The organism is Pseudomonas coleopterorum, from assembly GCF_900105555.1.
GTDB classification, from domain to species: domain Bacteria; phylum Pseudomonadota; class Gammaproteobacteria; order Pseudomonadales; family Pseudomonadaceae; genus Aquipseudomonas; species Aquipseudomonas coleopterorum.
In genome coordinates this window covers 3470175-3496232 of the sequence record NZ_FNTZ01000001.1, presented here as the reverse complement: position 1 = coordinate 3496232, position 26058 = coordinate 3470175, and the positions used below count along the sequence as shown (strand labels likewise).

Annotated in this window: 21 protein-coding genes; 18 read left to right on the top strand and 3 right to left on the bottom strand. The window is 62.0% G+C overall.

Annotated elements, in window-relative coordinates; translation table 11 throughout:
* Window positions 1-8: 8 nt before the first annotated feature.
* The 3 genes from dapC to map are packed head-to-tail and all read right to left on the bottom strand — an operon-like array spanning window position 9 to window position 4745.
* Window positions 9-1205: a succinyldiaminopimelate transaminase gene (dapC, locus tag BLV18_RS15615; protein ID WP_090359770.1), complete on the bottom strand. Its 1197-nt coding sequence runs from the start codon at window positions 1203-1205 to the stop codon at window positions 9-11.
* A gap of 1 nt (window position 1206) precedes the next feature.
* Window positions 1207-3909, bottom strand: coding sequence for a [protein-PII] uridylyltransferase (locus BLV18_RS15610; protein ID WP_056843854.1), 2703 nt, complete (start codon window positions 3907-3909; stop codon window positions 1207-1209).
* Between the two features lie 53 nt (window positions 3910-3962).
* A complete protein-coding gene (map, locus tag BLV18_RS15605; protein WP_049862290.1) occupies window positions 3963-4745 on the bottom strand; it encodes a type I methionyl aminopeptidase in 783 nt (260 codons plus the stop codon).
* Between the two features lie 346 nt (window positions 4746-5091).
* Here map and rpsB point away from each other — a divergent pair, with 346 nt between their 5' ends.
* The 18 genes from rpsB (at window position 5092) to tilS (ending at window position 25928) form a co-directional block, all read left to right on the top strand.
* On the top strand, window positions 5092-5832 hold the full coding sequence (rpsB, locus tag BLV18_RS15600) for a 30S ribosomal protein S2 (protein WP_049862289.1): 741 nt from the start codon (window positions 5092-5094) through the stop codon (window positions 5830-5832).
* A 179-nt stretch (window positions 5833-6011) separates the two neighbouring features.
* Window positions 6012-6884, top strand: coding sequence for a translation elongation factor Ts (gene tsf / locus BLV18_RS15595; RefSeq protein ID WP_090359767.1), 873 nt, complete (start codon window positions 6012-6014; stop codon window positions 6882-6884).
* A 192-nt stretch (window positions 6885-7076) separates the two neighbouring features.
* Complete coding sequence (gene pyrH / locus BLV18_RS15590; RefSeq protein ID WP_049862287.1) at window positions 7077-7820, top strand: UMP kinase; 744 nt, start codon at window positions 7077-7079, stop codon at window positions 7818-7820.
* Window positions 7817-8374, top strand: a complete 558-nt coding sequence (frr, locus tag BLV18_RS15585; protein ID WP_049862286.1) for a ribosome recycling factor — start codon at window positions 7817-7819, stop codon at window positions 8372-8374. Before pyrH ends, frr begins: the two co-directional genes overlap by 4 nt.
* Before the next feature lie 16 nt (window positions 8375-8390).
* On the top strand, window positions 8391-9146 hold the full coding sequence (gene uppS, locus BLV18_RS15580) for a polyprenyl diphosphate synthase (RefSeq protein WP_043185089.1): 756 nt from the start codon (window positions 8391-8393) through the stop codon (window positions 9144-9146).
* Window positions 9146-9961, top strand: a complete 816-nt coding sequence (locus BLV18_RS15575) for a phosphatidate cytidylyltransferase (protein ID WP_090359764.1) — start codon at window positions 9146-9148, stop codon at window positions 9959-9961. Before uppS ends, BLV18_RS15575 begins: the two co-directional genes overlap by 1 nt.
* Window positions 9958-11148, top strand: coding sequence for a 1-deoxy-D-xylulose-5-phosphate reductoisomerase (gene ispC / locus BLV18_RS15570; protein WP_090362332.1), 1191 nt, complete (start codon window positions 9958-9960; stop codon window positions 11146-11148). The genes BLV18_RS15575 and ispC overlap by 4 nt, the downstream gene beginning before the upstream one ends.
* A gap of 30 nt (window positions 11149-11178) precedes the next feature.
* Entirely contained in the window at window positions 11179-12528 is a 1350-nt protein-coding gene (gene rseP / locus BLV18_RS15565) for a sigma E protease regulator RseP (protein ID WP_090359762.1), read from the top strand.
* Between the two features lie 73 nt (window positions 12529-12601).
* Window positions 12602-14971, top strand: a complete 2370-nt coding sequence (gene bamA / locus BLV18_RS15560; protein ID WP_090359759.1) for an outer membrane protein assembly factor BamA — start codon at window positions 12602-12604, stop codon at window positions 14969-14971.
* 44 nt (window positions 14972-15015) lie between these two features.
* Window positions 15016-15531, top strand: a complete 516-nt coding sequence (locus BLV18_RS15555) for an OmpH/Skp family outer membrane protein (RefSeq protein ID WP_049862282.1) — start codon at window positions 15016-15018, stop codon at window positions 15529-15531.
* A gap of 1 nt (window position 15532) precedes the next feature.
* Window positions 15533-16588 (top strand): UDP-3-O-(3-hydroxymyristoyl)glucosamine N-acyltransferase, encoded by a 1056-nt coding sequence (gene lpxD / locus BLV18_RS15550; protein ID WP_090359755.1) that lies wholly within the window; start codon window positions 15533-15535, stop codon window positions 16586-16588.
* 111 nt (window positions 16589-16699) lie between these two features.
* Window positions 16700-17140 (top strand): 3-hydroxyacyl-ACP dehydratase FabZ, encoded by a 441-nt coding sequence (gene fabZ, locus BLV18_RS15545; RefSeq protein WP_043185101.1) that lies wholly within the window; start codon window positions 16700-16702, stop codon window positions 17138-17140.
* Complete coding sequence (gene lpxA, locus BLV18_RS15540) at window positions 17137-17913, top strand: acyl-ACP--UDP-N-acetylglucosamine O-acyltransferase (protein WP_049862280.1); 777 nt, start codon at window positions 17137-17139, stop codon at window positions 17911-17913. The genes fabZ and lpxA overlap by 4 nt, the downstream gene beginning before the upstream one ends.
* A complete protein-coding gene (gene lpxB / locus BLV18_RS15535; RefSeq protein WP_090359753.1) occupies window positions 17913-19058 on the top strand; it encodes a lipid-A-disaccharide synthase in 1146 nt (381 codons plus the stop codon). Before lpxA ends, lpxB begins: the two co-directional genes overlap by 1 nt.
* 22 nt (window positions 19059-19080) lie before the next feature.
* Window positions 19081-19710: a ribonuclease HII gene (gene rnhB / locus BLV18_RS15530; protein WP_167375986.1), complete on the top strand. Its 630-nt coding sequence runs from the start codon at window positions 19081-19083 to the stop codon at window positions 19708-19710.
* A 71-nt stretch (window positions 19711-19781) separates the two neighbouring features.
* Window positions 19782-23303, top strand: coding sequence for a DNA polymerase III subunit alpha (dnaE, locus tag BLV18_RS15525; protein ID WP_090359747.1), 3522 nt, complete (start codon window positions 19782-19784; stop codon window positions 23301-23303).
* A gap of 141 nt (window positions 23304-23444) precedes the next feature.
* Window positions 23445-24392: an acetyl-CoA carboxylase carboxyltransferase subunit alpha gene (locus tag BLV18_RS15520; protein ID WP_043185110.1), complete on the top strand. Its 948-nt coding sequence runs from the start codon at window positions 23445-23447 to the stop codon at window positions 24390-24392.
* Window positions 24393-24623: 231 nt separating this feature from the next.
* Complete coding sequence (tilS, locus tag BLV18_RS15515; RefSeq protein WP_090359745.1) at window positions 24624-25928, top strand: tRNA lysidine(34) synthetase TilS; 1305 nt, start codon at window positions 24624-24626, stop codon at window positions 25926-25928.
* The last annotated feature ends 130 nt before the right edge of the window (window positions 25929-26058 follow it).

Genomic DNA, 26058 nt, shown 5'->3' with positions numbered 1-26058 from the left:
GCTATGTGTTATCGGCGCTCGAGAAAGTGGCGAATGCGCTGGGCGGCTTCGACACACTCGCTCAACGGTGCGACCAGCGCCATGCGTACGCGTCCGGCACCCGGGTTGAGCCCGTCGACTTCGCGGGACAGGTAGGATCCGGGCACCACCGTGACATGCTCCTGCTCGAACAGCTCGCGGCAGAATTTGGCATCGTCCATCGGTACCTTGGCCCACAGGTAGAAGCTGCCATCGGGGCGCTTGACGTCCAGTACCGGCGTCAGGATGTCCAGCACGGCATCGAATTTTTCCCGGTACAGATCGCGGTTGGCCAGTACGTGGGCTTCGTCCTGCCAGGCGGCAATGCTGGCCAACTGGGTTTGCACGGGCATGGCGCAGCCATGGTAGGTGCGGTACAGCAGGAACGCCTTGAGGATCTGCGCGTCGCCCGCCACGAATCCGGAACGCAGGCCTGGCAGGTTGGAGCGCTTGGACAGGCTGTGGAACACCACGCACCGCTTGAAATCGCTGCGACCCAGCTCGGCACAGGCCGTCAGCAGACCAGGCGGCGGTGCGTCTTCGTCGAAGTACAGCTCGCTGTAGCACTCGTCGGCAGCGATCACGAAGTCGTATTCGTCGGCCAGGGCGATGAGTTTTTTCAAGGTCGGCATCGGCACCAGGGCGCCGGTCGGGTTGCCGGGCGAGCACAGGAACAGGATCTGGCAGCGCTGCCAGACATCGGCCGGGACCGCGTCGAAATCCGGGTTGAAGCCGTTCTGGTCCAGGCAGGGCAGGTAGTGCGGCTTGGTGCCCGCCAGCAGGGCTGCGCCCTCGTAGATCTGATAGAACGGATTGGGGCTGACCACCAGCCCGTCGACGTCGCGCTGGGCAACGGTCTGGGTGAAGGCGAACAGCGCCTCACGGGTGCCATTGACCGGCAGTACGTGGCGCGCCGGATCGAGCCAACCCGCCGGGACCTGGAAGCGTCGCTCGCACCACTGCGCGATGGCTTCGCGCAGGGCCGGGATGCCCTGAGTCGTCGGGTACACGGCCATCTGGTCGAGATTGTCGGCCAGTGCCTGCTTCACGAAGGCCGGCGAGCTGTGCTTGGGTTCGCCGATGGACAGGGCGATCGCACGCTTATCCGCAGCGGCGGTGACGCCACTGAGCAAGGCACGCAACTTCTCGAAAGGGTAGGGCTGCAGCTGGTTCAACGCATGGTTCATATCAAATGCTCAAACGGGACAGCTCGACGCCGGGCGCCTGGCTGACACTGAGTTGGTCGACGATGGTGGCCTGCAACCGACTGCACAGCTGCGGGTCGGACAGGGGCAGATTGTGCGCATCGGTGATGAAGAACACGTCCTCTACGCGTTCGCCCAGTGTGGACACCTTGGCGTTCTGCAACGACAAATCGAACTCAAGGAAGATCTTGCCGATGCGGGCCAGCAGGCCAGGCCTGTCAGGCGCGCTCAACTCCAGGATGGTGACCGGGCGCTGGGCATCGTTCTGGATGGTCACCTGCGGCGGGAAGGCGAAATGCTTTAGCTGGCGCGGCACGCGGCGATGGATGATGTTGGGGTAGTCATCGGGATTGCGCAGTGCATCGCTCAGGCCCTGGCGAATCTGCGCGACGCGGCGCGGGTCGTTGCCGATCGAGCCGCCGTCGTTGTCCAGCACGATGTAGGTGTCGAGGGTGAACTGGCTGCTGGAAGTGATGATGCGTGCGTCGTGGATGTTCAGGTTGAGCTGGTCCATGGCCGCGACCGTCACCGCGAAGAAGTCGTGCTGGTCGGGCGCATAGATGAAGATCTGCGTGCCGCCCTCGAATTCGCGCTGGGTGGTTTCCTTGATCAGCACCAACGGGTCGCCATTGGCAGGCTGCTGGAGGATGGCGTCCGTATGCCAAGCCACGTCGCCGGCGTTATGGCGCAGGAAATAGTCGTCGCCCAACTGCGACCAGAGCTGCTCGATGTCGTCCTGATCGGTGCCGCCGCGTACCAGTATCTCCAGGGCGGCGCTCTGCGTGCGACGAATCTGCTCCTCCCGGTCCAGCGGGTTTTCCAGACCCCGACGCAGCGCGCGCTTGGTCTCGGTATAAAGCTGGCGCAACAGGCTGGCCCGCCAGGAATTCCACAGGCTGGGGTTGGTCGCGTTGATGTCGGCCACCGTCAGCACGTAGAGGTAATCCAGGTGCACTTCGTCACCGACCTGCTGGGCGAAATCGTGGATGACCTGCGGGTCGGAGAGGTCCTTGCGCTGCGCGGTGGTCGACATCACCAGGTGGTTCTGCACCAGCCAGACGATGAGGCGACTGTCCCAGGCCGGCAACTGGTGACGCTGGCAGAAGTGCTCGGCATCCACCGCACCCAGCTCGGAGTGGTCGCCGTTACGCCCCTTGCCGATGTCGTGGTACAGCCCGGCCAGGTAGATCAGCTCTGGCTTGGGCAGGCGGCCCATGACCTTGCTGGCCAATGGAAACTTCTCCGAGACCTGGGTGTACTGCAGCTTGCGCAGGTGCTTGATCAGGTTGAGCGTGTGCGCATCCACCGTATAGATGTGGAACAGGTCGTGTTGCATCTGCCCGACGATATGGCCGAACTCGGGCAGGTAGCGGCCGAGGATGCCGTAGCGGTTCATGCGACGCAGATTGCGGTGAATGCCCACTTCGCACTTGAACAGCTCGATGAACAGGCTGGTGTTGCGGATATCGTTGCGGAACGTATCGTCGATCAGGTGGCGGTGCTCACGCAGCAGGCGGATGGTGTCCGCGCGTACGCCCTTGATCTCCGGGTTCTGCGCCATCAGCACGAAGATTTCCAGCATCGCGAACGGAGTGCGCTTGAACACCTGGGTGTGAGTCGCCTCGATATAGCCATCATGCAGCTGGAAGCGCGAGTTGATCGGTACCGTGGAACCGGCATCGGGGTCGCCGAGAATCACTTCCTCGAAATGCTGGATGATCAGGTCGCTGAGCTCGGCGATGCTCATCACCACGCGGTAGTACTTCTGCATGAACCGCTCGATCGCCAGCTTCGCGTCGCTGTCCTTGTAACCCAGGAGGCCGGCGATGGAACGCTGGTGATCGAACAGCAGGCGGTCTTCGGCACGCCCGGCGAGCATGTGCAGGGCATAGCGCACCTTCCACAGGAACTCCTGGGAAGAGGCCAGCAGGTTGTTTTCGCTTTCCACCAGGAAGCCTTCACCGGCCAGCGCATGCAGGTTCAGCGTGCCGAACTGGCGGCGCGCCACCCACAGCAGGGTCTGGATATCGCGCAGGCCGCCGGGGGAGCCCTTGACGTTGGGCTCCAGGTTGTACTCGGTGTCGTTGTACTTGTGATGACGGGCGGACTGTTCGGCGCGCTTGGCCAGGAAGAACTCGCGGCTGGGCCACATGCGCTCGGTGCTGGTGACCTCGAGCATGCGCTTGCGCAGCCGCTCGGGCCCGGCGATGGTGCGGCTTTCCATCAGGTTGGTGATGACCGTGATGTCGGCACGCGCCTGCTCGGCGCACTCATCGATGGAGCGCACGCTCTGGCCCACTTCCAGGCCAATGTCCCACAGCAGGGTGAGAAAACGCTCGATCGAATCGCGAAAAACCTCGTAGTCGGGGCTTTCGAGCAGGATCATCAGGTCGATGTCGGAGTAGGGGTGCAGTTCGCCGCGACCGTAGCCGCCCACGGCGACCAGGGCGATGTCGGCATCCTCGCTCCAGTCGAACTGGTTCCACGCCCGTTCCAGGATGTTGTCGACGAACCAGGCACGGTCTTCGATCAGCCGACGAATGTCGCGGCCGTTGCGAAAGCGCTCGTCGAGCACGTCGTGAGCCTGGCGAATCGCCTTCTTGAAAGCCGCGATGGGGCTTGCCTTCAATGCCAGTTCGGCCTGGAACTGGCCGCGATCGAACAACTCCGGATCCACCTGCGGCATGTCGTATTCCTGAAGAGATTAGTGGCCTGAACGGTTCGCCCGCCTGCGCGGCATCACGCCGAAACGCGGGCGATGGTGTCGTCACTGCGCAAGGTGAAGATCTCGTAGCCGGTAGCCGTCACCACCAGGGTGTGCTCCCACTGTGCCGACAGCTTGCGGTCCTTGGTGATCGCCGTCCAGCCATCGCCCAGCACCTTGGTGTCGGCCTTGCCCTGGTTGATCATCGGCTCGATGGTGAAAGTCATGCCTTCTTTGAGCTCCATGCCGGTCCCGGCACGCCCGTAGTGCAGCACCTGGGGTTCTTCGTGGAACACCTTGCCGATGCCGTGGCCGCAGAATTCGCGGACCACGGAAAAACCGTTCTTCTCGGCGTGCTTCTGGATGACTTCACCAATGTCGCCCAGGCGGCAACCTGGCTTGACCAGTTCGATGGCCTTGTACAGGCATTCCTGGGTCACTTGCGACAGACGCTCGGCCCACACCGGCACGGTGCCAACGTGGAACATGCGGCTGGTGTCGCCGTGGTAGCCGTCCTTGATCACGGTGACATCGATGTTCAGGACGTCGCCGTTCTTGAGCGGCTTGTCGTTGGGGATGCCGTGGCAGACCACATGGTTGATCGAGGTGCAGATCGACTTGGGGTAGCCTTTATAGTTGAGCGGGGCAGGGATGGCCTGCTGCTCGTTGACTATGTAGTCGTGGCACAGGCGGTCGAGCTCTTCGGTGGTGACACCGGGCTTGACGTGAGGCGCGATCATCTCCAGCACCTCGGCCGCCAGGCGGCCGGCAATTCGCATCTTCTCGATGTCTTCGGGGGTCTTGATGGTCACGGTCATTCGGGGCTCTCTGAGCGCTTGTGCGCATTCGCAGGCTGGAAATCGAGGCGATTCTACCAGAGCCACCGCGGACTGCCGCGCGGCGCTGACGACGCCTCTATATAAGAGGTGATGGGCGCCATTGTCGCGCGAATCCGGCAGCGGCGCAAAAGCCGTTGTGCATCGACGCTATTTCAGGTTTCTATATCGAGGCGGCTATGGTATAAAATGCGCCGCTTTCCGGGGATGCCCCGGGAGCAACCAAACCCACACACGTGTCGACACGATGACCTGGGTGCCGGTGGTTCTGCCACGGGTTGGTCATTGGGATACGTGGAGGCTTAACCCGACTTATCAAGGAACTATCATGTCCCAAGTCAACATGCGCGATATGCTGAAGGCCGGTGTGCACTTCGGTCACCAAACCCGTTACTGGAATCCGAAAATGGGTAAGTACATTTTCGGCGCGCGTAACAAGATCCACATCATCAACCTCGAAAAAACCCTGCCGATGTTCAACGAAGCGCTGACCTTCGTAGAGCGCCTGGCCCAGGGCAAGAACAAGATCCTGTTCGTCGGTACCAAGCGTTCCGCCGGCAAGATCGTGGCCGAGGAAGCAGCACGTTGCGGCTCGCCGTACGTCGACCATCGCTGGTTGGGCGGCATGCTGACCAACTTCAAGACCATCCGTGCTTCGATCAAGCGTCTGCGCGACCTGGAAACCCAGGCCGAAGATGGCACCTTCACCAAGCTGACCAAGAAAGAAGCTTTGATGCGTACCCGTGATCTGGAAAAACTGGATCGCAGCCTGGGTGGTATCAAGGATATGGGCGGCCTGCCTGACGCACTGTTCGTCATCGACGTCGACCACGAGCGCATCGCGATCACCGAAGCTAACAAGCTGGGTATCCCGGTCATCGGCGTCGTCGACACCAACAGCAGCCCTGAAGGCGTTGACTACATCATCCCAGGCAACGATGACGCCATCCGCGCCATCCAGCTGTACATGGGTTCGATGGCCGACGCGGTCATCCGTGGTCGCAACCATGTGGCTGGCGGTACTGAAGAATACGTTCAGGACGCACCTGCCGCAGCGGTAGAAGGCTGAGTCTAGACGCCCAGCGTTTACTCGGTACGCAAAAAGGGGGCTAGGCCCCCTTTTTGCCACCTCGAGAACCATTGCCGGCATCGTCATCGCTCGAACTGTAAAGAGCCGCTGGCAAGGTCAAGAATTGAGCGCCCGTTAACGGGTGGAATGGTTAGACACCTATCCAAGAGGAATTTGAAATGGCAGAGATTACTGCAGCGTTGGTCAAAGAACTGCGCGAGCGTACCGGCGAAGGCATGATGGATTGCAAAAAGGCCTTGACCAAGGCCGGCGGCGACATCGAAAAAGCCATCGACGACATGCGTGCTTCCGGTGCCATCAAGGCCGCCAAGAAAGCCGGCAACATTGCTGCCGAAGGCGCCATCGCCGTCAAGGTTGCTGCCGACAACAAGTCCGCAGTCATCCTGGAAGTCAACTCGCAGACCGACTTCCTGGCTCTGCAGGACGACTTCAAGAACTTCGTCGCCGCCAGCGTTGAAAAGGCTTTCGCCGACAAGCTGACCGACGCCGCTCCACTGATCGCCGCTCAAGAGCCGGCTCGTGAAGCCCTGGTTGCCAAGGTTGGCGAAAACGTCAACATCCGCCGCCTGGTGCGTGTGGAAGACGACGTGGTCGATGCCTACCTGCACGGCAACAAGATCGGCGTCATCGTCGCCCTGAACGGCGGCAACGCCGAACTGGCTCGCGACATCGCCATGCACGTGGCTGCCAGCAACCCGGAATTCCTGCTGCCATCGCAGGTTTCGGCCGAAGCGATCGAGCGTGAGAAGGGCGTCTTCATGAGCCTGAACGAAGACAAGATCAAGGGCAAGCCAGCTGAAATCGTCGAGAAGATGGTTGCTGGTCGTATCAGCAAGTTCCTCGCCGAAGCCAGCCTGGTCGAGCAGGCGTTCGTCAAGAACCCTGAAGTCAAGGTCGGCGACCTGGCCAAGAAAGCCGGTGCTGAAATCGTTTCTTTCACCTACTTCAAGGTAGGCGAAGGCATCGAGAAGCCTGTCGACAACTTCGCTGACGAAGTTGCCGCACAAGTGGCCGCTGCCAGCAAGCAATAAGACGGATTCGTCCTGTTGCCCCAAAGAGGCTGCCCGCTCACGCGCGCAGCCTCTTTTTCAAAGTTGGTACCCGGATTTACCCGCTTACAAGGCGCAGGTCCGGTGGTACTGTCGCAGTGCCGCAAGCTAGAGTTAGGCGCGCCGTAAACCGGCCCGTCCAGAATTTATTAAACGCCGCAGGAGAGACACGCAATGGCTCAGCAGGTGAGTGGTCGTCAACCTCGCTATAAACGCATTTTGCTCAAACTTAGCGGCGAGGCCCTGATGGGCTCCGAAGACTTCGGGATCGACCCGAAAGTGCTGGACCGCATGGCCCTCGAAGTGGGGCAGCTGGTTGGCATCGGCGTGCAGGTAGGTCTGGTCATCGGCGGCGGTAACCTGTTCCGCGGTGCCGCCCTCAGCGCGGCCGGCATGGACCGTGTCACCGGCGACCACATGGGCATGCTGGCCACGGTCATGAACGCCCTGGCGATGCGCGACGCGCTGGAGCGCTCCAACATTGCCGCCATCGTCATGTCGGCCATCTCGATGGTCGGCGTGACCGACCATTACGATCGTCGCAAGGGTATTCGTCACCTCAATTCCGGCGATGTGGTAATTTTCGCCGCCGGTACCGGCAACCCGTTCTTCACCACCGACTCCGCAGCGTGCCTGCGCGCCATCGAGATCGATGCCGACGTGGTCCTCAAGGCGACCAAGGTGGACGGTGTCTACACGGCCGATCCGTTCAAGGATCCGCATGCTGAGAAATTCGACCGCCTGACGTACGATGAAGTACTGGATCGCAAACTGGGTGTGATGGACCTGACCGCCATCTGCCTGTGCCGTGACCACAAGATGCCGTTGCGGGTATTCAACATGAACAAGCCTGGCGCTCTGCTGAACATCGTAGTGGGCGGCGCCGAAGGAACTCTGATCGAGGAAGGCGAAGTATGATCAACGAAATCAAGAAGGATGCGCAGGCGCGCATGCAGAAATCCCTGGAGTCGCTGCAGCACGCGTTCGGTCGTATCCGTACCGGTAAAGCGCACCCAAGCATCCTGGAAGGCGTCCAGGTTCCCTACTACGGTGCCGATACCCCGATCAACCAGGTCGCCAGCATCACCGTGAAGGACTCGCGCACCCTGCAGGTCGTCGCGTTCGAGCGCAACATGCTCGCTGCGGTCGACAAGGCCATCGGTGCTGCCGGCCTCAACCTCAACCCGACCAACCTGGGCGAGCTGCTGCTGATCTCGATGCCGGCGCTGACCGAAGAGACCCGCAAGGGCTTCACCAAGCAGGCCCGCGACGCTGCCGAAGACGCCCGTGTGGCCGTGCGCAACATCCGTCGTGATGCCTTGAGCCAGTACAAGGATCTGGTCAAGGAAAAGGAAATCAGCGAAGACGAAGAACGTCGTGCCGCCGATGATATCCAGAAGCTGACCGACAAGTTCGTCGCGGACATCGAAACGGCCGTGAAGCAGAAAGAAGCGGACCTGATGGCCGTTTAAGGAATTAGTCCGTCTCATGGAAAAGACCAAGTTGGCTGTACCTTCCACGGTACCGCGGCATGTTGCGATCATCATGGATGGCAACAATCGCTGGGCCAAGAAACGTTTGTTGCCCGGTGTCGCTGGGCACAAGGCCGGTGTGGATGCCGTGCGCGCGGTCATCGAGGTGTGTGCCGAGGCCAAGGTCGAGGTACTGACCTTGTTCGCCTTTTCCAGCGAGAACTGGCAGCGCCCGGCCGACGAGGTCGGGGCGTTGATGGAGTTGTTCTTCAGCGCGTTGCGTCGCGAAGCGCGTCGGCTGAACGACAACCGCATCAGCCTGCGGATCATCGGTGACCGCTCGCGGTTCCACCCCGAACTGCAGGCGGCCATGCGTGAAGCCGAAGCGGCCACTGCCGGCAACGACCGCTTTGTCCTGCAGATCGCCGCCAACTACGGCGGTCAGTGGGACATCGCTCAGGCGGCCCAGCGTCTCGCGCGGGAAGTCCAGGCCGGTCACCTGAAACCGGAAGACATCACCCCCGATCTGCTGCAGACCTGCCTGGCCACAGGCGACCTGCCTTTGCCGGACCTGTGCATCCGCACCGGCGGCGAGCATCGCATCAGCAACTTCCTGCTATGGCAGCTGGCGTATGCCGAGCTGTATTTTTCCGACCTGTTCTGGCCGGATTTCAAACACGAAGCCATGCGCACGGCGCTGGCCGATTTCGCTTCGCGCCAGCGCCGGTTCGGTAAAACGAGCGAGCAGGTCGAAGCCGGAGCCCGTGCTTAATGCTTAAACAACGCATCATCACTGCGCTGATCCTGCTGCCGATTGCCCTGTGCGGTTTTTTCCTGCTCGAAGGAGCAGGCTTCGCCCTGTTCATCGGCGTAGTGGTTACCCTGGGTGCCTGGGAGTGGGCGCGCCTGGCCGGCTTCGAAAAGCAGTCCGCGCGCATCGCCTTCGCGGCGGTGGTCGCCGGCCTGTTGTTCTTCCTTTACCTGACGCCCGGTCTGGCGCCGTTCGTGCTCGGCGCTGCGTTGCTGTGGTGGTGTCTGGCCACTTTTCTGGTGCTGACGTATCCGCGCACCAGCGAGCATTGGGCCAGCCTTGCCTGCAAACTGCTCATCGGTCTGCTGATTCTGCTGCCTGCCTGGCAAGGCCTGGTATTGCTCAAGGGTTGGCCACTGGGCAACTGGCTGATCATGACTGTCATGGTGCTGGTCTGGGGTGCCGACATCGGCGCCTACTTCACCGGCAAGGCTCTGGGCAAGCGCAAGCTGGCACCTCAGGTCAGTCCTGGCAAAAGCTGGGAAGGTTTCTACGGTGGCCTGGTGACCAGCCTGTTGATCACCTTGGCCATTGGCCTGGTGCGTGACTGGGGCGTGGGCCAGATGCTCGCGGGCCTGCTCGGTGCCGCGATCGTGGTGGCCATTTCGGTCGTGGGTGACCTCACCGAAAGCATGTTCAAGCGTCGTTCCGGCATCAAGGACAGCAGCAACCTGCTGCCCGGCCATGGCGGCGTGCTCGATCGCATCGACAGCTTGACCGCAGCGGTACCGGTGTTCGCCGTACTGCTGTGGGCCGCTGGCTGGGGCGTGATGTGAGCGGCGTGCAGCGTATTACCGTACTGGGCGCGACCGGCTCCATTGGTCTGAGTACGCTCGACGTCATCGCCCGGCATCCGGACCGCTATGCAGCCTTCGCCCTGACCGGCTTCTCGCGCATGGACGAACTGTTGGCGTTGTGCCTGGCGCACCGTCCGGTGTTCGCCGTGGTGCCTACTGCGGCGCGTGCCAGCGACTTGCAGCAGGCGCTCCTCCAGGCCGGGTCTCGCACTGAAGTGCTAGTGGGCGAGGAGGGCTTGTGCCAGGTGGCGGCGGCGCCGGAAGTGGACGCGGTCATGGCTGCCATCGTCGGAGCCGCTGGCCTGCGCCCCACGCTGGCCGCCGTCCGTGCGGGCAAGAAAGTGCTGCTGGCCAACAAGGAAGCGCTGGTCATGTCAGGCGCCTTGTTCATGCAGGCCGTACGCGACAGTGGCGCTGTCGTGCTGCCGATCGACAGTGAACACAACGCGATTTTCCAGTGCATGCCCGGTGACTTCGAGCGCGGCCTGAGCAAAGTCGGCGTGCGCCGGATTCTGCTGACCGCATCGGGTGGTCCGTTTCGGCGGACCCCCCTTGAGCAGTTGGAACAGGTCACCCCAGAGCAGGCCTGCGCCCATCCGAACTGGTCGATGGGGCGCAAGATCTCCGTCGATTCGGCGAGCATGATGAACAAGGGGCTGGAGCTGATCGAGGCCTGCTGGCTGTTCGATGCGCGTCCGGCCGAGATCGAGGTCGTGGTCCATCCGCAGAGCGTGATCCACTCCCTGGTCGATTATGTCGACGGCTCGGTGCTGGCGCAGTTGGGCAACCCCGACATGCGCACGCCAATCGCCCATGCCATGGCCTGGCCTCAACGTGTGGACTCCGGCGTGGCACCTCTGGATCTGTTCGCCATCGCCCGGCTGGATTTCGAGGCGCCGGACGAGCAGCGGTTTCCCTGCCTGCGTCTTGCGCGGCAGGCGGCCGAGGCGGGCGACAGCGCCCCTGCGATGCTCAACGCGGCGAACGAAATTGCAGTGGCGGCGTTCCTCGAGCGTCGCATACGCTACCCGCAGATCCCGCGTATGATCGAAGACGTCTTGAACCAGGAGCCGGTCGTTGCGCTGGATACGCTCGACACGGTCTTCGCCGCGGACGCCCGCGCGCGAGATCTGGCCCAACAATGGTTGAACCAGCACGGGAACTGACACCCGTATGGCCGTCGTTCGGAGAGAGTTATGAGTGCGCTCTACATGATTATCGGCACCCTGGTGGCCTTGGGGGTGCTGGTTACCTTTCACGAGTTCGGCCACTTCTGGGTCGCACGGCGCTGCGGCGTCAAGGTGCTGCGTTTTTCGGTAGGCTTCGGCACGCCGCTGCTGCGCTGGCACGACCGTCAAGGCACCGAGTTCGTCGTTGCGGCCATTCCCTTGGGCGGCTACGTCAAGATGCTCGACGAGCGTGAGGGCGAGGTGCCGGTCGATCAGGCGGACCAGTCCTTCAACCGCAAGAGCGTGCGTCAGCGCATCGCCATCGTCGCTGCGGGACCGGTGGCCAACTTTCTTCTGGCTCTGGTGTTCTTCTGGCTGCTGGCGATGCTGGGTACCCAGCAACTCAAGCCGGTGGTCGGATCAGTGGAGCCGGGCAGCATTGCAGCAACCGCCGGTCTGATGGCGGGCGAAGAAATTGTTGCGGTAGATGGCGAGAGCACTGCAGGTTGGGCAGCGGTGAACCTGCAGATGGTCCGTCGACTGGGTGAAACCGGATCCTTGCAACTGACCGTGCGCGAGCCGGGTTCCGATGCCGAAACCACCCGTTCGCTGGCCCTGAGCCAGTGGCTGCAGGGTTCCGAAGAGCCTGATCCGATTCGCTCGCTGGGCATTCGTCCGTGGCGCCCAGCGCTGGAACCGATCCTGGCCGAACTCGATCCGAACGGTCCGGCCCAGTCCGCCGGGCTGCGCACCGGGGACCGTCTGTTGGCACTGGACGGGCAGCCGCTGGGCGATTGGCAGCAGGTCGTGGATCTGGTGCGCCAGCGCCCGGACAGTCGAATCGTACTGCGTGTGGAGCGTGACAATGCCCAGCTCGACGTGCCGGTCAATCTGGTTTCCAAGGGCGAGGGCAAAGCGGCGGGGTACCTGGGCGCCGGGGTGAAACCGGTCGAATGGCCACCACAGATGCTGCGCGAAGTCAGCTACGGGCCGCTCGATGCCGTGGTCGAAGGCGCCAGGCGTACCTGGACCATGAGCGTGCTTACCCTTGATTCGCTGAAGAAAATGCTGTTCGGCGAGCTGTCGGTAAAAAACTTGAGTGGACCGATAACCATTGCTAAAGTGGCGGGCGCTTCGGCCCAGTCGGGTTTTGGGGATTTCCTGAATTTCCTCGCCTACCTGAGCATAAGCCTCGGAGTTCTCAATTTGCTGCCTATTCCAGTACTGGATGGGGGGCATCTGCTGTTCTACCTGATCGAATGGGTGCGTGGTCGCCCAGTGTCCGATCGGGTACAGGGTTGGGGAATCCAGATCGGCATCAGTCTGGTGGTCGGGGTCATGCTGCTTGCCCTGATAAACGATCTGGGTCGACTGTAACGCTTCGCTCGTTCGCGAACCTGCCGCTTTTGCGGCAGTTTGTTTATTGCCAGTTGGAATAAGAAAGGACTTCATGAAACGTCTGCTGCTAACTGCGGTTCTTGCCGTACTGATGATCGCTGAAGTTCACGCCGCGTCCTTCACCATCTCCGATATTCGTGTCAACGGTCTGCAGCGGGTTTCCGCCGGCAGCGTGTTTGGCGCGTTGCCGTTGAACGTAGGTGACCAGGCCGACGACGGTCGCCTGGTGGAATCGACCCGTGCACTCTTTAAAACCGGGTTCTTCCAGGATATCCAACTGGGCCGGGACGGTAATGTCCTGGTGATCACCGTGGTCGAACGACCTTCGGTGGCCAGTATCGACATCGAAGGCAACAAGGCCATCTCCACCGAAGACCTGATGAAGGGCCTCAAGCAGTCCGGCCTGGCCGAAGGCGAGATCTTCCAGCGTGCGACCCTCGAAGGCGTGCGTAACGAGTTGCAGCGCCAGTACGTCGCCCAGGGTCGCTACTCGGCGTCGGTCGACACCGAAGTGATCACCCAGCCGCGCAACCGCGTGGCCCTGAAGATCAACATCAACGAAGGCACGGTCGCGGCCATCCAGCACATCAACGTGGTGGGCAACTCGGTGTTCCCCGAGGAAGACCTGACCGACCTGTTCGAACTCAAGACGTCCAACTGGCTGTCGTTCTTCCGCAACGACGACAAGTACGCACGCGAAAAGCTGTCCGGTGACCTGGAGCGTCTGCGCTCCTACTACCTGGACCGCGGCTACATCAACATGGACATCGCCTCTACCCAGGTGTCGATCACCCCGGACAAGAAGCACGTCTACATCACCGTCAACGTCAACGAAGGTGAAAAGTACACCGTTCGCGACGTCAAGCTCAGCGGTGACCTGAAAGTGCCTGAAGATCAGGTCCAGCAACTGATGCTGGTGAAGAAGGGCCAGGTGTTCTCGCGCAAGGTCATGACCTCGACTTCCGAGTTGATCACCCGCCGCCTGGGTAACGACGGCTACACCTTCGCCAACGTCAACGGCGTGCCTCAGCCGCACGACGAAGACCACACCGTGGACATCACTTTCGTGGTCGATCCGGGCAAGCGTGCCTACGTCAACCGCATCAACTTCCGTGGCAACACCAAGTCGGAAGACGAAGTGCTGCGCCGTGAAATGCGCCAGATGGAAGGCGGCTGGGCGTCAACCTACCTGATCGACCAATCCAAGACCCGCCTCGAGCGCCTTGGCTTCTTCAAGGAAGTGAACGTCGAGACCCCGGCCGTGCCGGGTACCGATGACCAGGTCGACGTCAACTATGCCGTGGAAGAGCAGGCCTCGGGTTCCATCACCGCCAGCGTCGGTTTCGCCCAGAGCGCCGGTCTGATCCTGGGTGGTTCGATCAGCCAGAACAACTTCCTGGGTACGGGTAATCGCGTGTCGATCGGCTTGACCCGCAGCGAGTACCAGAGCCGCTACAACTTCAGCTACACTGACCCCTACTACACGCCGGACGGCGTCAGTCTGGGCTACAACGCCTTCTATCGCTCAACCGACTACGATGACCTCGACGTCGACGTAGCCAGCTACGCGGTGGACAGCCTGGGCGCCGGCATGAACTTCGGCTACCCGATCAGTGAAACCTCGCGCCTGACCTTCGGCCTGAGCGTGCAGAACGACAAGATCAAGACCGGTAAATACACCGTTGAAGAGATTTTCGACTTCATCGAGAAGGAAGGTGAGAACTTCACCAACTTCAAGGCTTCGGCCGGCTGGTCTTCGTCAACGCTGAACAAGGGTGTACTGCCGACCCGCGGTGCTTCGCAAAGCCTGACTGGTGAAATCACCATTCCGGGTAGCGACCTGTCGTTCTTCAAGATCGACTATCGCAACCAGGCGTTCGTGCCGGTCACCGAAAACTACACCATGCGCTTCCACACCGAGCTGGGCTATGGCGATGGTTACGGTTCCACCGACGGTCTGCCGTTCTACGAGAACTACTACGCAGGTGGTTTCAACTCGGTACGTGGCTTCAAGGACAGTACGCTTGGCCCGCGCAGTACGCCAAGCAAAGGAATTCGTAATGGCACCTTGAGGGATCCAGATCAGGATCCGCTGGCGTTCGGTGGTAACGTACAGATTACAGGCGGTGCGGAGGTCCTGTTCCCACTGCCATTCGTCAAAGATCAACGTTCGTTGCGCACCTCTCTATTCGTTGACGTGGGTAACGTGTTCGATACCAATTGCACTGACACAACGACGGAAGCCGGTGAAAAAGTCCGCTGCAACGACATCGACATCGCCAACATGGCCGTCTCCGCCGGTCTGGGTGTGACCTGGATCACCGCCCTGGGACCGTTGAGCTTCAGCCTGGCAATGCCGGTCAAGAAACCTGACAACGCCGAAACCCAAGTCTTCCAATTCTCTCTGGGTCAGACCTTCTAAGGTCTGCTCCTTGGCAACAACAACGGATTTTGTAGGAGTTTATTGTGCGCAAGTTGACTCAAATGGTTGTTCTGGCCGCGACCCTCGCCGCCTCGCTGGGTGCTACTCCGGCTTTCGCCGACATGAAAATTGCCGTTCTGAACTATCAGATGGCACTGCTCGAGTCTGACGCGGCCAAGAAGTATGCCGTCGATGCCGAGAAGAAATTCGGTCCGCAGTTGAGCAAGCTCAAGACTCTGGAAAGCAGCGCCAAGAGCATTCAGGACCGACTGGTCGCCGGTGGCGACAAGATGGCTCAGCCCGAGCGTGAACGCCTGGAACTCGAATTCAAGCAGAAGGCCCGCGACTTCCAGTTCCAGTCCAAGGAACTGAACGAAGCCAAGGCCGTTGCCGACCGCGAAATGCTCAAGCAGCTCAAGCCCAAGCTTGACGGCGCCGTCGAAGAAGTCATCAAGAAAGGTGCCTTCGACCTGGTGCTGGAGCGCGGTGCGGTGATTGATGTCAAACCTCAGTTCGACATCACTCGCCAGGTCATCGAGCGCATGAATCAGTCGCGCTGATATGACAGCGACCATGAAGCTCGGTCAGCTGGCCGAGTTCCTGGGCGCCACGGTCAGTGGCGACCCGGAGAAGATCATCACTGGGCTGGCCACCTTGCAGGAGGCCGGCCCAGCTCAGCTGAGCTTTCTGGCCAATCCGCAGTACCGCAAGTTTCTGCCCGACAGCCATGCCGGGGCCGTACTGCTCAAGGCCGCTGATGCAGAAGGGTTCAAGGGCGACGCGCTGATCGTTCCCGACCCATATCTGGCCTATGCGCGCATCTCCCACCTGTTCGATCCCAAGCCCCGCGCCAGCACTGGTGTGCATCCTACTGCGGTCATCGCTCCCGATGCCCAGGTCGATGCGGCCGCCAGTGTCGGAGCCTTTGCCGTGGTCGAAAGCGGCGCTCGGATCGCAGCCGGTGTCACCATCGGTGCGCATTGTTTCATCGGTGCACGCTGCGAGATCGGCGAGGGCGGCTGGTTGGCGCCCCGGGTCACGCTCTATCACGACGTGCGCATCGGTAAGCGAGTAGTCATCCAATCCGGTGCCGTGCTGGGTGGCGAGGGCTTCGGCTTTGCCAACGAGAAAGGCGTCTGGCAGAAGATCGCCCAGATCGGCGGCGTCAGCATCGGCGACGACTGCGAGATCGGTGTAAACACCGCCATCGACCGTGGTGCACTGGCCGATACCGTGATCGGCAATGGCGTGAAGCTCGATAACCAGATCCAGATTGCCCACAACGTGCAGATTGGCGACAACACCGCCATGGCGGCCTGCGTCGGCATTTCGGGAAGCAGCAAGATCGGCAAGAATTGCATGCTCGCAGGCGGTGTAGGCCTGGTCGGGCACATCGAGATCTGCGATGGCGTGTTCATCACTGGCATGACCATGGTGACCCATTCGATCACCGAGCCGGGTGCCTATTCCTCGGGTACGGCGATGCAGCCGGCAGCCGAGTGGCGCAAGAGCGCTGCGCGATTGCGGCATCTGGATGACATGGCTCGGCGCCTCAAGCAGGTGGAAAAGCATGTCGAGGCAGTGACCCAAGGCGGTAAAGCGTCATCTGATGGCTGATACCTTTTCCATATCAAGTGTGCCCAGCCGCTAGACTGCCCCTTGATTTGCAATAGGAGTGTCGCGCGTCAGCCGCGCGCTCCCTATCTTTACTACAGGCTTCCCCCCGAAATGATGGACATCAACGAGATTCGCGAATACCTGCCGCACCGCTATCCCTTCCTGTTGGTGGATCGGGTCGTGGAGCTGGACGTCGAAAGCCAGAGCATTCGCGCCTACAAGAATGTCAGCATCAACGAGCCGTTCTTCAATGGTCACTTTCCCGCGCACCCGATCATGCCGGGCGTGCTGATCATCGAGGCCATGGCCCAGGCTGCCGGCATCCTTGGTTTCAAGATGCTCGACGTGAAACCGGCCGACGGTACGCTCTACTACTTCGTGGGTTCGGACAAGCTGCGTTTCCGCCAGCCGGTGCTGCCGGGTGATCAGCTGATCCTGGAAGCCAAGTTCATCAGCTGCAAGCGCCAGATCTGGAAGTTCGACTGCAAGGCTTCGGTCGATGGCAAGCCGGTCTGCTCGGCCGAGATCATCTGTGCGGAACGCAAGCTATGAGTTTGATTGACCCTCGCGCCATCATCGATCCGTCCGCCATATTGGCAGATGGTGTCGAAGTCGGCCCTTGGTCGATCGTTGGTGCGGGCGTGGAAATTGGTGAAGGTACCGTGATCGGTCCTCACGTCATTCTCAAGGGGCCGACCCGCATCGGCAGGCACAATCGCATCTACCAGTTTTCCTCGATCGGGGAAGACACGCCGGACCTCAAGTACAAAGGCGAGGAAACCCGCCTGGTCATCGGTGACCACAACGTGATCCGCGAAGGTGTGACCATCCACCGTGGCACCGTGCAGGACCGCGCCGAAACCACCTTGGGCGACCATAACCTGATCATGGCCTACGCCCATATCGGGCACGACAGCGTGATCGGCAACCACTGCATTCTGGTCAACAACACCGCTTTGGCCGGCCATGTGCATGTTCACGACTGGGCGATCCTCTCCGGCTTCACCTTGGTTCACCAGTACTGCCACATTGGCGCCCACAGCTTTTCGGGCATGGGTACCGCCATCGGCAAGGATGTGCCGGCCTATGTCACGGTGTTTGGCAACCCGGCCGAAGCCCGCAGCATGAATTTCGAAGGCATGCGCCGCCGCGGTTTCAGCGACGAAGCGATCCACGCGCTGCGCCGAGCCTACAAGACGGTCTACCGCCGTGGTCTGACCGTCGAGCAGGCCTTACTCGATCTGGAAGAACCTGCGCGGCTGCACCCTGAAGTCGACGTGTTCCTCAAGTCGATCCAGTCCTCGACTCGCGGCATCACCCGCTGATGTCTCACCCCGCACCGCTGACCGTGGCACTGGTGGCAGGCGAAGCCAGTGGCGATATCCTGGGTTCCGGGCTGATGCGTGCGCTCAAGGCGCGCCATCCGCATGTCCAGTTCATCGGCGTCGGCGGCCCGCTGATGGAAGCCGAAGGGCTGGTCAGTCGCTTCCCCATGGAGCGCCTGGCAGTGATGGGCCTGGTCGAAGTGCTGGGTCGTCTGCGCGAACTGCTGGCACGGCGCAAGCAGCTGATTGCCGAGCTGATTGCCTGCAAGCCGGACGTGTTCATCGGCATCGACGCACCCGACTTCACCCTGAACATCGAACTCAAGCTGCGCCAGGCCGGGATCAAGACCGTGCATTACGTGAGCCCCTCGGTCTGGGCCTGGCGGCAGAAGCGCGTATTGAAGATTCGCCAGGGCTGCGACCTGATGCTCACGTTGCTGCCCTTCGAGGCTCGCTTCTACGAGGAGCAGGGCGTGCCGGTGCGTTTCGTCGGGCACCCGTTGGCCGATACCATTGCGCTGCAGGCGGACCGCAGTGAGGCCCGCACCCAGCTGGGCCTGGTCGGCGAGTTCCCGCTGGTGGCCTTGATGCCCGGCAGTCGCGGTGGGGAGGTCGGCCGTCTGGGCGAGCTGTTCCTCGACAGTGCCCAGTTACTGCTGCAGTCGAAACCGGATGCACGCTTCGTGATTCCCTGTGCCAACCCCCAGCGGCGGGCGCAACTGGAGCAGATGCTTGCGGGGCGCACGCTGCCGGTGACCTTGCTCGACGGCGACTCGCACACGGCGCTGGCTGCCTGTGACGCGGTGTTGATCGCTTCCGGTACGGCCACTTTGGAAGCCCTGCTGTACAAGCGCCCGATGGTGGTTGCGTATCGACTGGCGCCCCTGACGTACTGGATTCTTAAACGCATGGTCAAGAGCCCCTACGTGTCGTTGCCCAACCTCCTGGCCCAGCGCATGCTGGTGCCCGAGCTGCTGCAGGATGACGCTACGCCCCAAGCGCTGGTCGAGCGCTTGCTGCCGCTGCTGGCCGGTGGCGAGGAGCAGACCAGCGGTTTCGACGCGATTCACCGCACGCTGCGCCGCGACGCGTCCAACCAGGCGGCCGACGCCGTGCTGCAACTGATAGGCAGGAACGATGGCTAAGCCCCTACAGACAAGCAGGCAACTGCAAATGGGCCTGGATTTCGATCTGGTCGAAGAGCTGGTCGCCGGCGTCGACGAAGTCGGCCGTGGCCCGTTGTGTGGCGCGGTGGTGACGGCGGCGGTGATCCTCGATCCGCGTCGGCCAATCTTGGGCCTCAACGATTCGAAGAAACTCACCGAAGCACGTCGCGAATTGCTCTACGACGAAATCTGCGAGAAAGCGCTGGCCTGGTGTATCGCCCGTGCCGAGGTCGAAGAGATCGACCGCCTGAACATTCTGCACGCGACCATGCTCGCCATGCAGCGGGCGGTCCAAGGCCTGAGCATCACGCCAAGACTGGCGCTGATCGATGGCAATCGCTGCCCGCAGCTGGATGTACCAAGCGCCCCGGTGATCCAGGGCGACGCGAAGGTCCCCGCCATCGCCGCTGCTTCGATCCTGGCCAAGGTCAGTCGCGACCGGGAAATGTCCGCTTTCGAATTGATCTACCCGGGTTACGGCATGGGTGGTCACAAGGGCTACCCCACGCCGGTGCATCTGGAAGCCTTGGCGCGGCTGGGGCCGACGCCCATTCATCGGCGATCGTTCGCACCGGTCCGCGCGGCGTGGCAGGCTCGCGAAAGCATCGATCAAACCCCCGCCTGGGTCTAGCAGGCTGATGTTTTGATCAGGGCCCGGTACAATCCGGGCCTTGTCGTTCTACCCGTCACCATAGGATCAACATGTCGGTTTCCTTCGTTCATCTTCGCCTGCACACCGAATACTCGCTGGTCGACGGCCTGGTGCGGATCAAGCCGCTGGTCAAGGCGCTGGCCGGCATGAACATGCCTGCGGTGGCGGTGACCGACCAGAACAACATGTGTTCGCTGGTGAAGTTCTACAAGGCGGCCATGGGCGCCGGCATCAAGCCGATCTGCGGCGCCGACCTGTGGCTGGCCAATCGCGACCCCGACGGGCCCCTGAGCCGCATCAGCCTGCTGGCGATGAACGCGGTCGGCTATCGCAACATCACCGAGCTGATTTCCCGCGGCTTCATCGACGGCCAGCGCAATGGCCAGGTGATCGTCGAGCGGCAATGGGTGGCCGAAGCCAGCGAAGGCGTGATCTGCCTGTCGGCGGCCAAGGAGGGCGAGATCGGCATGGCCCTGTTGGGCGGCTACCCGGGCGATGCCGACAACCTGCTGCGCGAGTGGATGGCGGTGTTCCCCGAGCGCTTCTATGTCGAGGTGCAGCGGACCAACCGCACCAACGACGAAGAGTACCTGCACGCCGCCGTCGCTCTGGCCGACCGCCTGGGCGCGCCCCTGGTCGCCACTAACGATGTGCGCTTCATCAAGCAGGAAGACTTCGAGGCCCACGAGACGCGCGTGTGCATTGGTGAAGGCCGGGCGCTGGATGACCCGCGCCGCAACAAGAACTACAGCGACCAGCAGTACCTCAAAAGCGCCGAGGAGATGGCCGAGCTGTTCAGCGACCTGCCCGAGGCGCTGGAAAACACCGTCGAGATCGCCAAGCGGTGCAACATCGACGTCAAGCTGGGCAAGCACTTCCTGCCCGATTACCCGATTCCCGATGGCATGACCATCGATGAATATTTCCGCAAGGTCTCGTTCGACGGCCTGGAAGAGCGCCTGGCTGTGCTGCTGCCCAAGGACACCACCGAGAACTACGAAGCGCGTCGGCAGGTGTATGTCGACCGGCTGAATTTCGAGCTCGACATCATCATCCAGATGGGCTTTCCCGGTTACTTCCTGATCGTGATGGACTTCATCCAGTGGGCCAAGAACAACGGCGTGCCGGTGGGCCCAGGCCGGGGGTCGGGCGCAGGGTCCCTGGTGGCTTACGTACAGAAGATCACCGACCTCGATCCACTGGAATACGACCTGCTGTTCGAACGCTTCCTCAACCCCGAGCGGGTGTCCATGCCCGACTTCGACGTCGACTTCTGCATGGACGGTCGCGACCGGGTCATCGACTACGTGGCCGACAAGTACGGCCGCAACGCGGTCAGCCAGATCATCACTTTCGGCTCCATGGCGGCCAAGGCGGTGGTGCGCGACGTGGCGCGGGTACAGGGCAAGTCCTACGGCCTGGCTGATCGCCTGTCCAAGATGATTCCCTTCGAAGTCGGCATGACCCTGGAAAAGGCCTACGAGCAGGAAGAAATCCTGCGCGACTTCATCAAGGTCGATGAAGAGGCGGCAGAAATCTGGGAAATGGCGCGCAAGCTCGAAGGCGTGGTGCGTAACGTCGGCAAGCACGCCGGGGGTGTGGTGATCGCGCCGACCAAGCTGACCGACTTCGCGCCGATCTACTGCGACGAGGCCGGTGACGGCCTGGTGACCCAGTTCGACAAGGATGACGTGGAAGCGGCAGGCCTGGTCAAGTTCGACTTTCTCGGCCTGCGTACCCTGACCATCATCGACTGGGCGCTGAAGACCATCAACCGCGACCGGGCCAAGGTCAACGAGGCGCCGCTGGACATCGCCTTCATTCCGCTCGACGACAAGCCGACCTACCAGTTGCTGCAGAAGGCCGAGACCACTGCCGTCTTCCAGCTCGAATCTCGCGGCATGAAGGAGCTGATCAAGAAGCTCAAGCCCGACTGCCTGGAAGACCTCATTGCACTGGTGGCGTTGTTCCGGCCAGGCCCGCTGCAATCGGGCATGGTGGACGACTTCATCAACCGCAAGCACGGTCGCGCCGAGCTGGCCTACCCGCATTCGGACTACCAGTACGAAGGTCTGAAACCGGTGCTGGCGCCCACCTACGGTATCATCCTGTATCAGGAACAGGTGATGCAGATCGCCCAGGTGATGGCAGGCTACACCCTCGGCGGCGCCGACATGTTGCGTCGCGCCATGGGCAAGAAAAAACCCGAAGAGATGGCCAAGCAGCGTGGCGGCTTCATCGAAGGGTGCGCCACCAACAACATCGACCCGGACCTGGCGGGCAACATCTTCGACCTGGTAGAAAAATTCGCCGGTTACGGTTTCAACAAGTCCCACTCCGCCGCCTATGGCCTGGTGTCCTACCAGACCGCCTGGCTCAAGGCTCACTACCCGGCGCCGTTCATGGCTGCGGTGCTCTCGGCGGACATGCACAACACCGACAAGGTTGTGACCTTGATCGAGGAAGTGCGCACCATGAAGCTGCGCCTGGACGCGCCGGACGTGAACAATTCCGAGTTCAAGTTCACGGTCAACGACGATGGCCGCATCGTCTATGGGCTGGGCGCGATCAAAGGCGTGGGCGAAGGGCCGGTTGAGGCAATCATCGAAGCCCGTCAGGCCGGCCCGTTCAAGGACCTGTTCGACTTCTGCGAGCGCGTCGATCTCAAGCGCATCAACAAACGCACACTCGACGGTCTGATCCGCAGCGGTGCGATCGACCGCCTGGGTCCGTATTTCCACGATGAGCCCAAAGCCTATCAAGCCAACATCGACCGCAATCGCGCGGTACTGCTGGCGGCCATGGAGGGCGCGATCAAGGCGGCGGAGCAGACCGCTCGCACCCACGACAGCGGCCACGACGATCTGTTTGGCGGTGTGTTCGTCGAAGCGGACGCCGATGTCTATGCCGACCATCGCAAGGCCAAGGAGCTGACCCTCAAGGAGCGGCTGCGCGGCGAGAAGGAAACTCTGGGGCTATACCTCACCGGGCACCCGATCGACGAATACGAAGGCGAGATCCGCCGCTTCGCTCGGCAGCGCATCATCGACCTCAAGCCTTCGCGCGAAACCCAGACCGTGGCTGGCATGGTCATCGCGTTGCGGGTAATGAAGAACAAGAAGGGCGACAAGATGGGCTTCATCACCCTCGACGACCGCTCGGCGCGCATCGAGGCCTCACTGTTCGCCGATGCCTTCATGTCCGCGCAATCGCTGCTGCAGACCGACGCCATGGTGGTGGTGGAAGGGGAGGTCAGCAACGATGATTTCTCCGGTGGCCTGCGGCTGCGCGTCAAGCGCGTGATGAGCATGGAAGATGCGCGCACCAACCTGGCCGAAAGCTTGCGCCTGAAGGTGCACGCCGACGGGCTGGGTGGCGATCGGCTCGGCTGGCTGGGCGAATTGTGCCGTCAGCACCGCGGCGCCTGCCCGATCACCATGGAATACACGAGCAACGACGCCAAGGCGACGCTGCAGTTCGGCGAAGGCTGGCGGATCGACCCGGCCGACAGCTTGATTCAAGCGTTGCGTGACCAGTTCGGTCGCGAGAACGTCTTTCTGCAATATCGTTGAACTTGACCGTTGAGTTGGCCCCTGCGGGCCGGGCTCGACCACAATTAATAAACTCGACCTGAACGCGCCGTTTCCTTTAAGGTATGGCGCCAAACGGATCAACCGGCCGGCCGCTTGGCCGTCGACCCAAGACGGATGCCTATGAACCCGAATTTTCTTGATTTCGAACAGCCGATCGCTGACCTGCAAGCCAAGATCGAAGAGCTGCGCCTGGTAGGCAACGACAATTCGTTGAACATCGGCGACGAGATCTCTCGCCTGCAAGACAAGAGCAGCACGCTGACCGAAAGCATCTTCGGCAACCTGACCAGCTGGCAGATTGCCCGGCTGGCGCGTCACCCGCGCCGCCCGTACACCCTGGACTACATTCAGCACATCTTTACCGAATTCGATGAGCTGCACGGCGACCGTCACTTCTCCGACGACGCCGCCATCGTCGGCGGTGTCGCTCGTCTCGACGAGCAGCCGGTGATGATCATCGGCCACCAGAAAGGCCGCGAAGTGCGCGAGAAGGTCCGTCGCAACTTCGGCATGCCGCGTCCGGAAGGCTACCGCAAGGCGTGCCGCCTGATGGAAATGGCCGAGCGCTTCAAGATGCCGATCCTCACCTTCATCGACACGCCGGGCGCGTACCCGGGCATCGATGCCGAAGAGCGCAACCAGAGCGAAGCGATCGCCTGGAACCTGCGCGTGATGGCACGCCTGAAAACGCCGATCATCGCCACGGTCATCGGTGAAGGCGGTTCGGGTGGTGCATTGGCCATCGGTGTCTGCGATCAACTGAACATGTTGCAGTATTCGACCTATGCGGTGATTTCGCCGGAAGGTTGCGCGTCGATTCTGTGGAAAACCGCCGAAAAGGCGCCGGATGCCGCCGAAGCCATGGGCATCACGGCCGAGCGCTTGAACCACTTGGGCATTGTCGACAAGGTGATCGATGAGCCACTGGGTGGCGCCCATCGCGATCCGGTCGCCGCCTCGGCCCTGATCCGCGCCGAGCTGACCAGCCAGCTGGACATGCTCAAGGGTTTCGACACCGAGACGCTGCTCAGCCGTCGGTATGACCGATTGATGAGCTACGGATTGTAAGGTTCGAGACCGCGGCGCGCCCTTCGCGGGCCGAGGGCTCAGCCGCCCGCCCCGCTCCCACAGGTATGGGTTCACTCCGTCCACTGTGGGAGCGGGCTCTGCCCGCGAAGGGCGCACAGCCGATTCAAGGCCCAGCCCCGATCCGTGTGGGAGCGGGGCGGGCGGCTGAGCCCTCTGCCCGCGAAGGGAGCACCGCTCATACCTCGCCTTGCCCAGTGAGGGCCGCACCTTATGCGTGAATCCTCAGTCTTGATGCAACGATTACAGGCCCGGTTGCAACCCTACCTCTCAGCCCCTGCCTGGTACGTCGCCTTCTCCGGTGGCCTCGACTCCACCGTCCTGCTGCACCTGTTGGCCGGTCTGCCAAAGCGTCCGCCGCTGACTGCTCTTCATATCCATCACGGTCTGCAATCGGTCGCCGATACCTGGCCTGCACACTGCCAATCCCTGTGCGACCAGCTCGGTGTGCCGTTGCGCATTATCCGGGTGCAGGTCGAGAACGGCCCCAGCCTGGAACAAGCCGCGCGTCAGGCACGCTATCGAGCCTTCGATGGGATACTCGGGAGTGGCGATGTCCTGTTCGCCGCCCAGCACCAGGATGATCAGGCCGAAACCCTGCTGTTTCGTCTGCTGCGCGGCGCGGGCGTGCGGGGACTTGCGGCGATGCCACAGCAGCGACCGCAAGGGCAGGGGATCTTGGCCAGGCCGCTGCTCGATGAGCCTCGCAGCGAACTGGTCGCGTACGCTCGTGCCGAGGGCCTGGACTGGATCGACGACCCCTCCAACACCGATACCCGTTTTTCGCGCAATTACCTGCGCCGCGACGTGCTGCCCGTGATCACGGCGCGCTGGCCCCAGGCGGCCGGCAGCATTGCCAGGGCGGCGGCCCATCTGGGCGAAGCGGCGCAGTTGCTGGAGGAGCTGGCCGAAGCGGACCTGGAGCCTGCGCGCGCATCGGTCGAGCATTCCTGGCTGGCCGTACCGAGCCTGGCCCTGGCGCCGCTGCAAGCGCTGTCCGACAGCCGTCAGCGCAATGCCCTGCAGTTCTGGCTGGCACGCCTGACGCGCCTGCCCGACACCCAGCACTGGGTCGGGTGGACATCCTTGCGCGACGCCGATGCCGCAGCCACGCCCGTCTGGCGACTGACCGACGGCGAGCTGCACAGGGCCCACGGACGGATCTGGTGGGTCAGTGGCCAATGGTCGCAGGCTCAGCCTGCGGTTCAAACATGGCCGCGTCTTGAGCAGGCCTTGCAACTGCCGGGTAACGGTGAGGTGCGATGGCAGGGCAGTCCGCCGCCCGGTCAGGCGCAGATTCGCTACCGCCAGGGCGGCGAAGGCCTGCGCTTGCCCGCTCGCGGGCAGCGAGACCTCAAACGCCTGCTCAACGAAAGCCGCCTGCCGGGGTTCGTGCGCGATCGTCTGCCTCTGCTGTTCGTCGACGACCAACTGGTGGCCGTGGCCAACCTGCCATTGTCCAGCGTCGATGGCCTACTGGTGTGGTCGCCGCCGACCGGCGAGCAGAGTTTGAGATGAAAGGGGGAATCCGGTAGACTACGCTCCCTTCTTGATACAGCTTCTGTGAGCCCACCGGATTCACGGACGTTGCCGATTGCCAAACCGTTTTTGGTCGTCGGGGGCTTCGGCCTTCCTTCGCTTTCCCCGG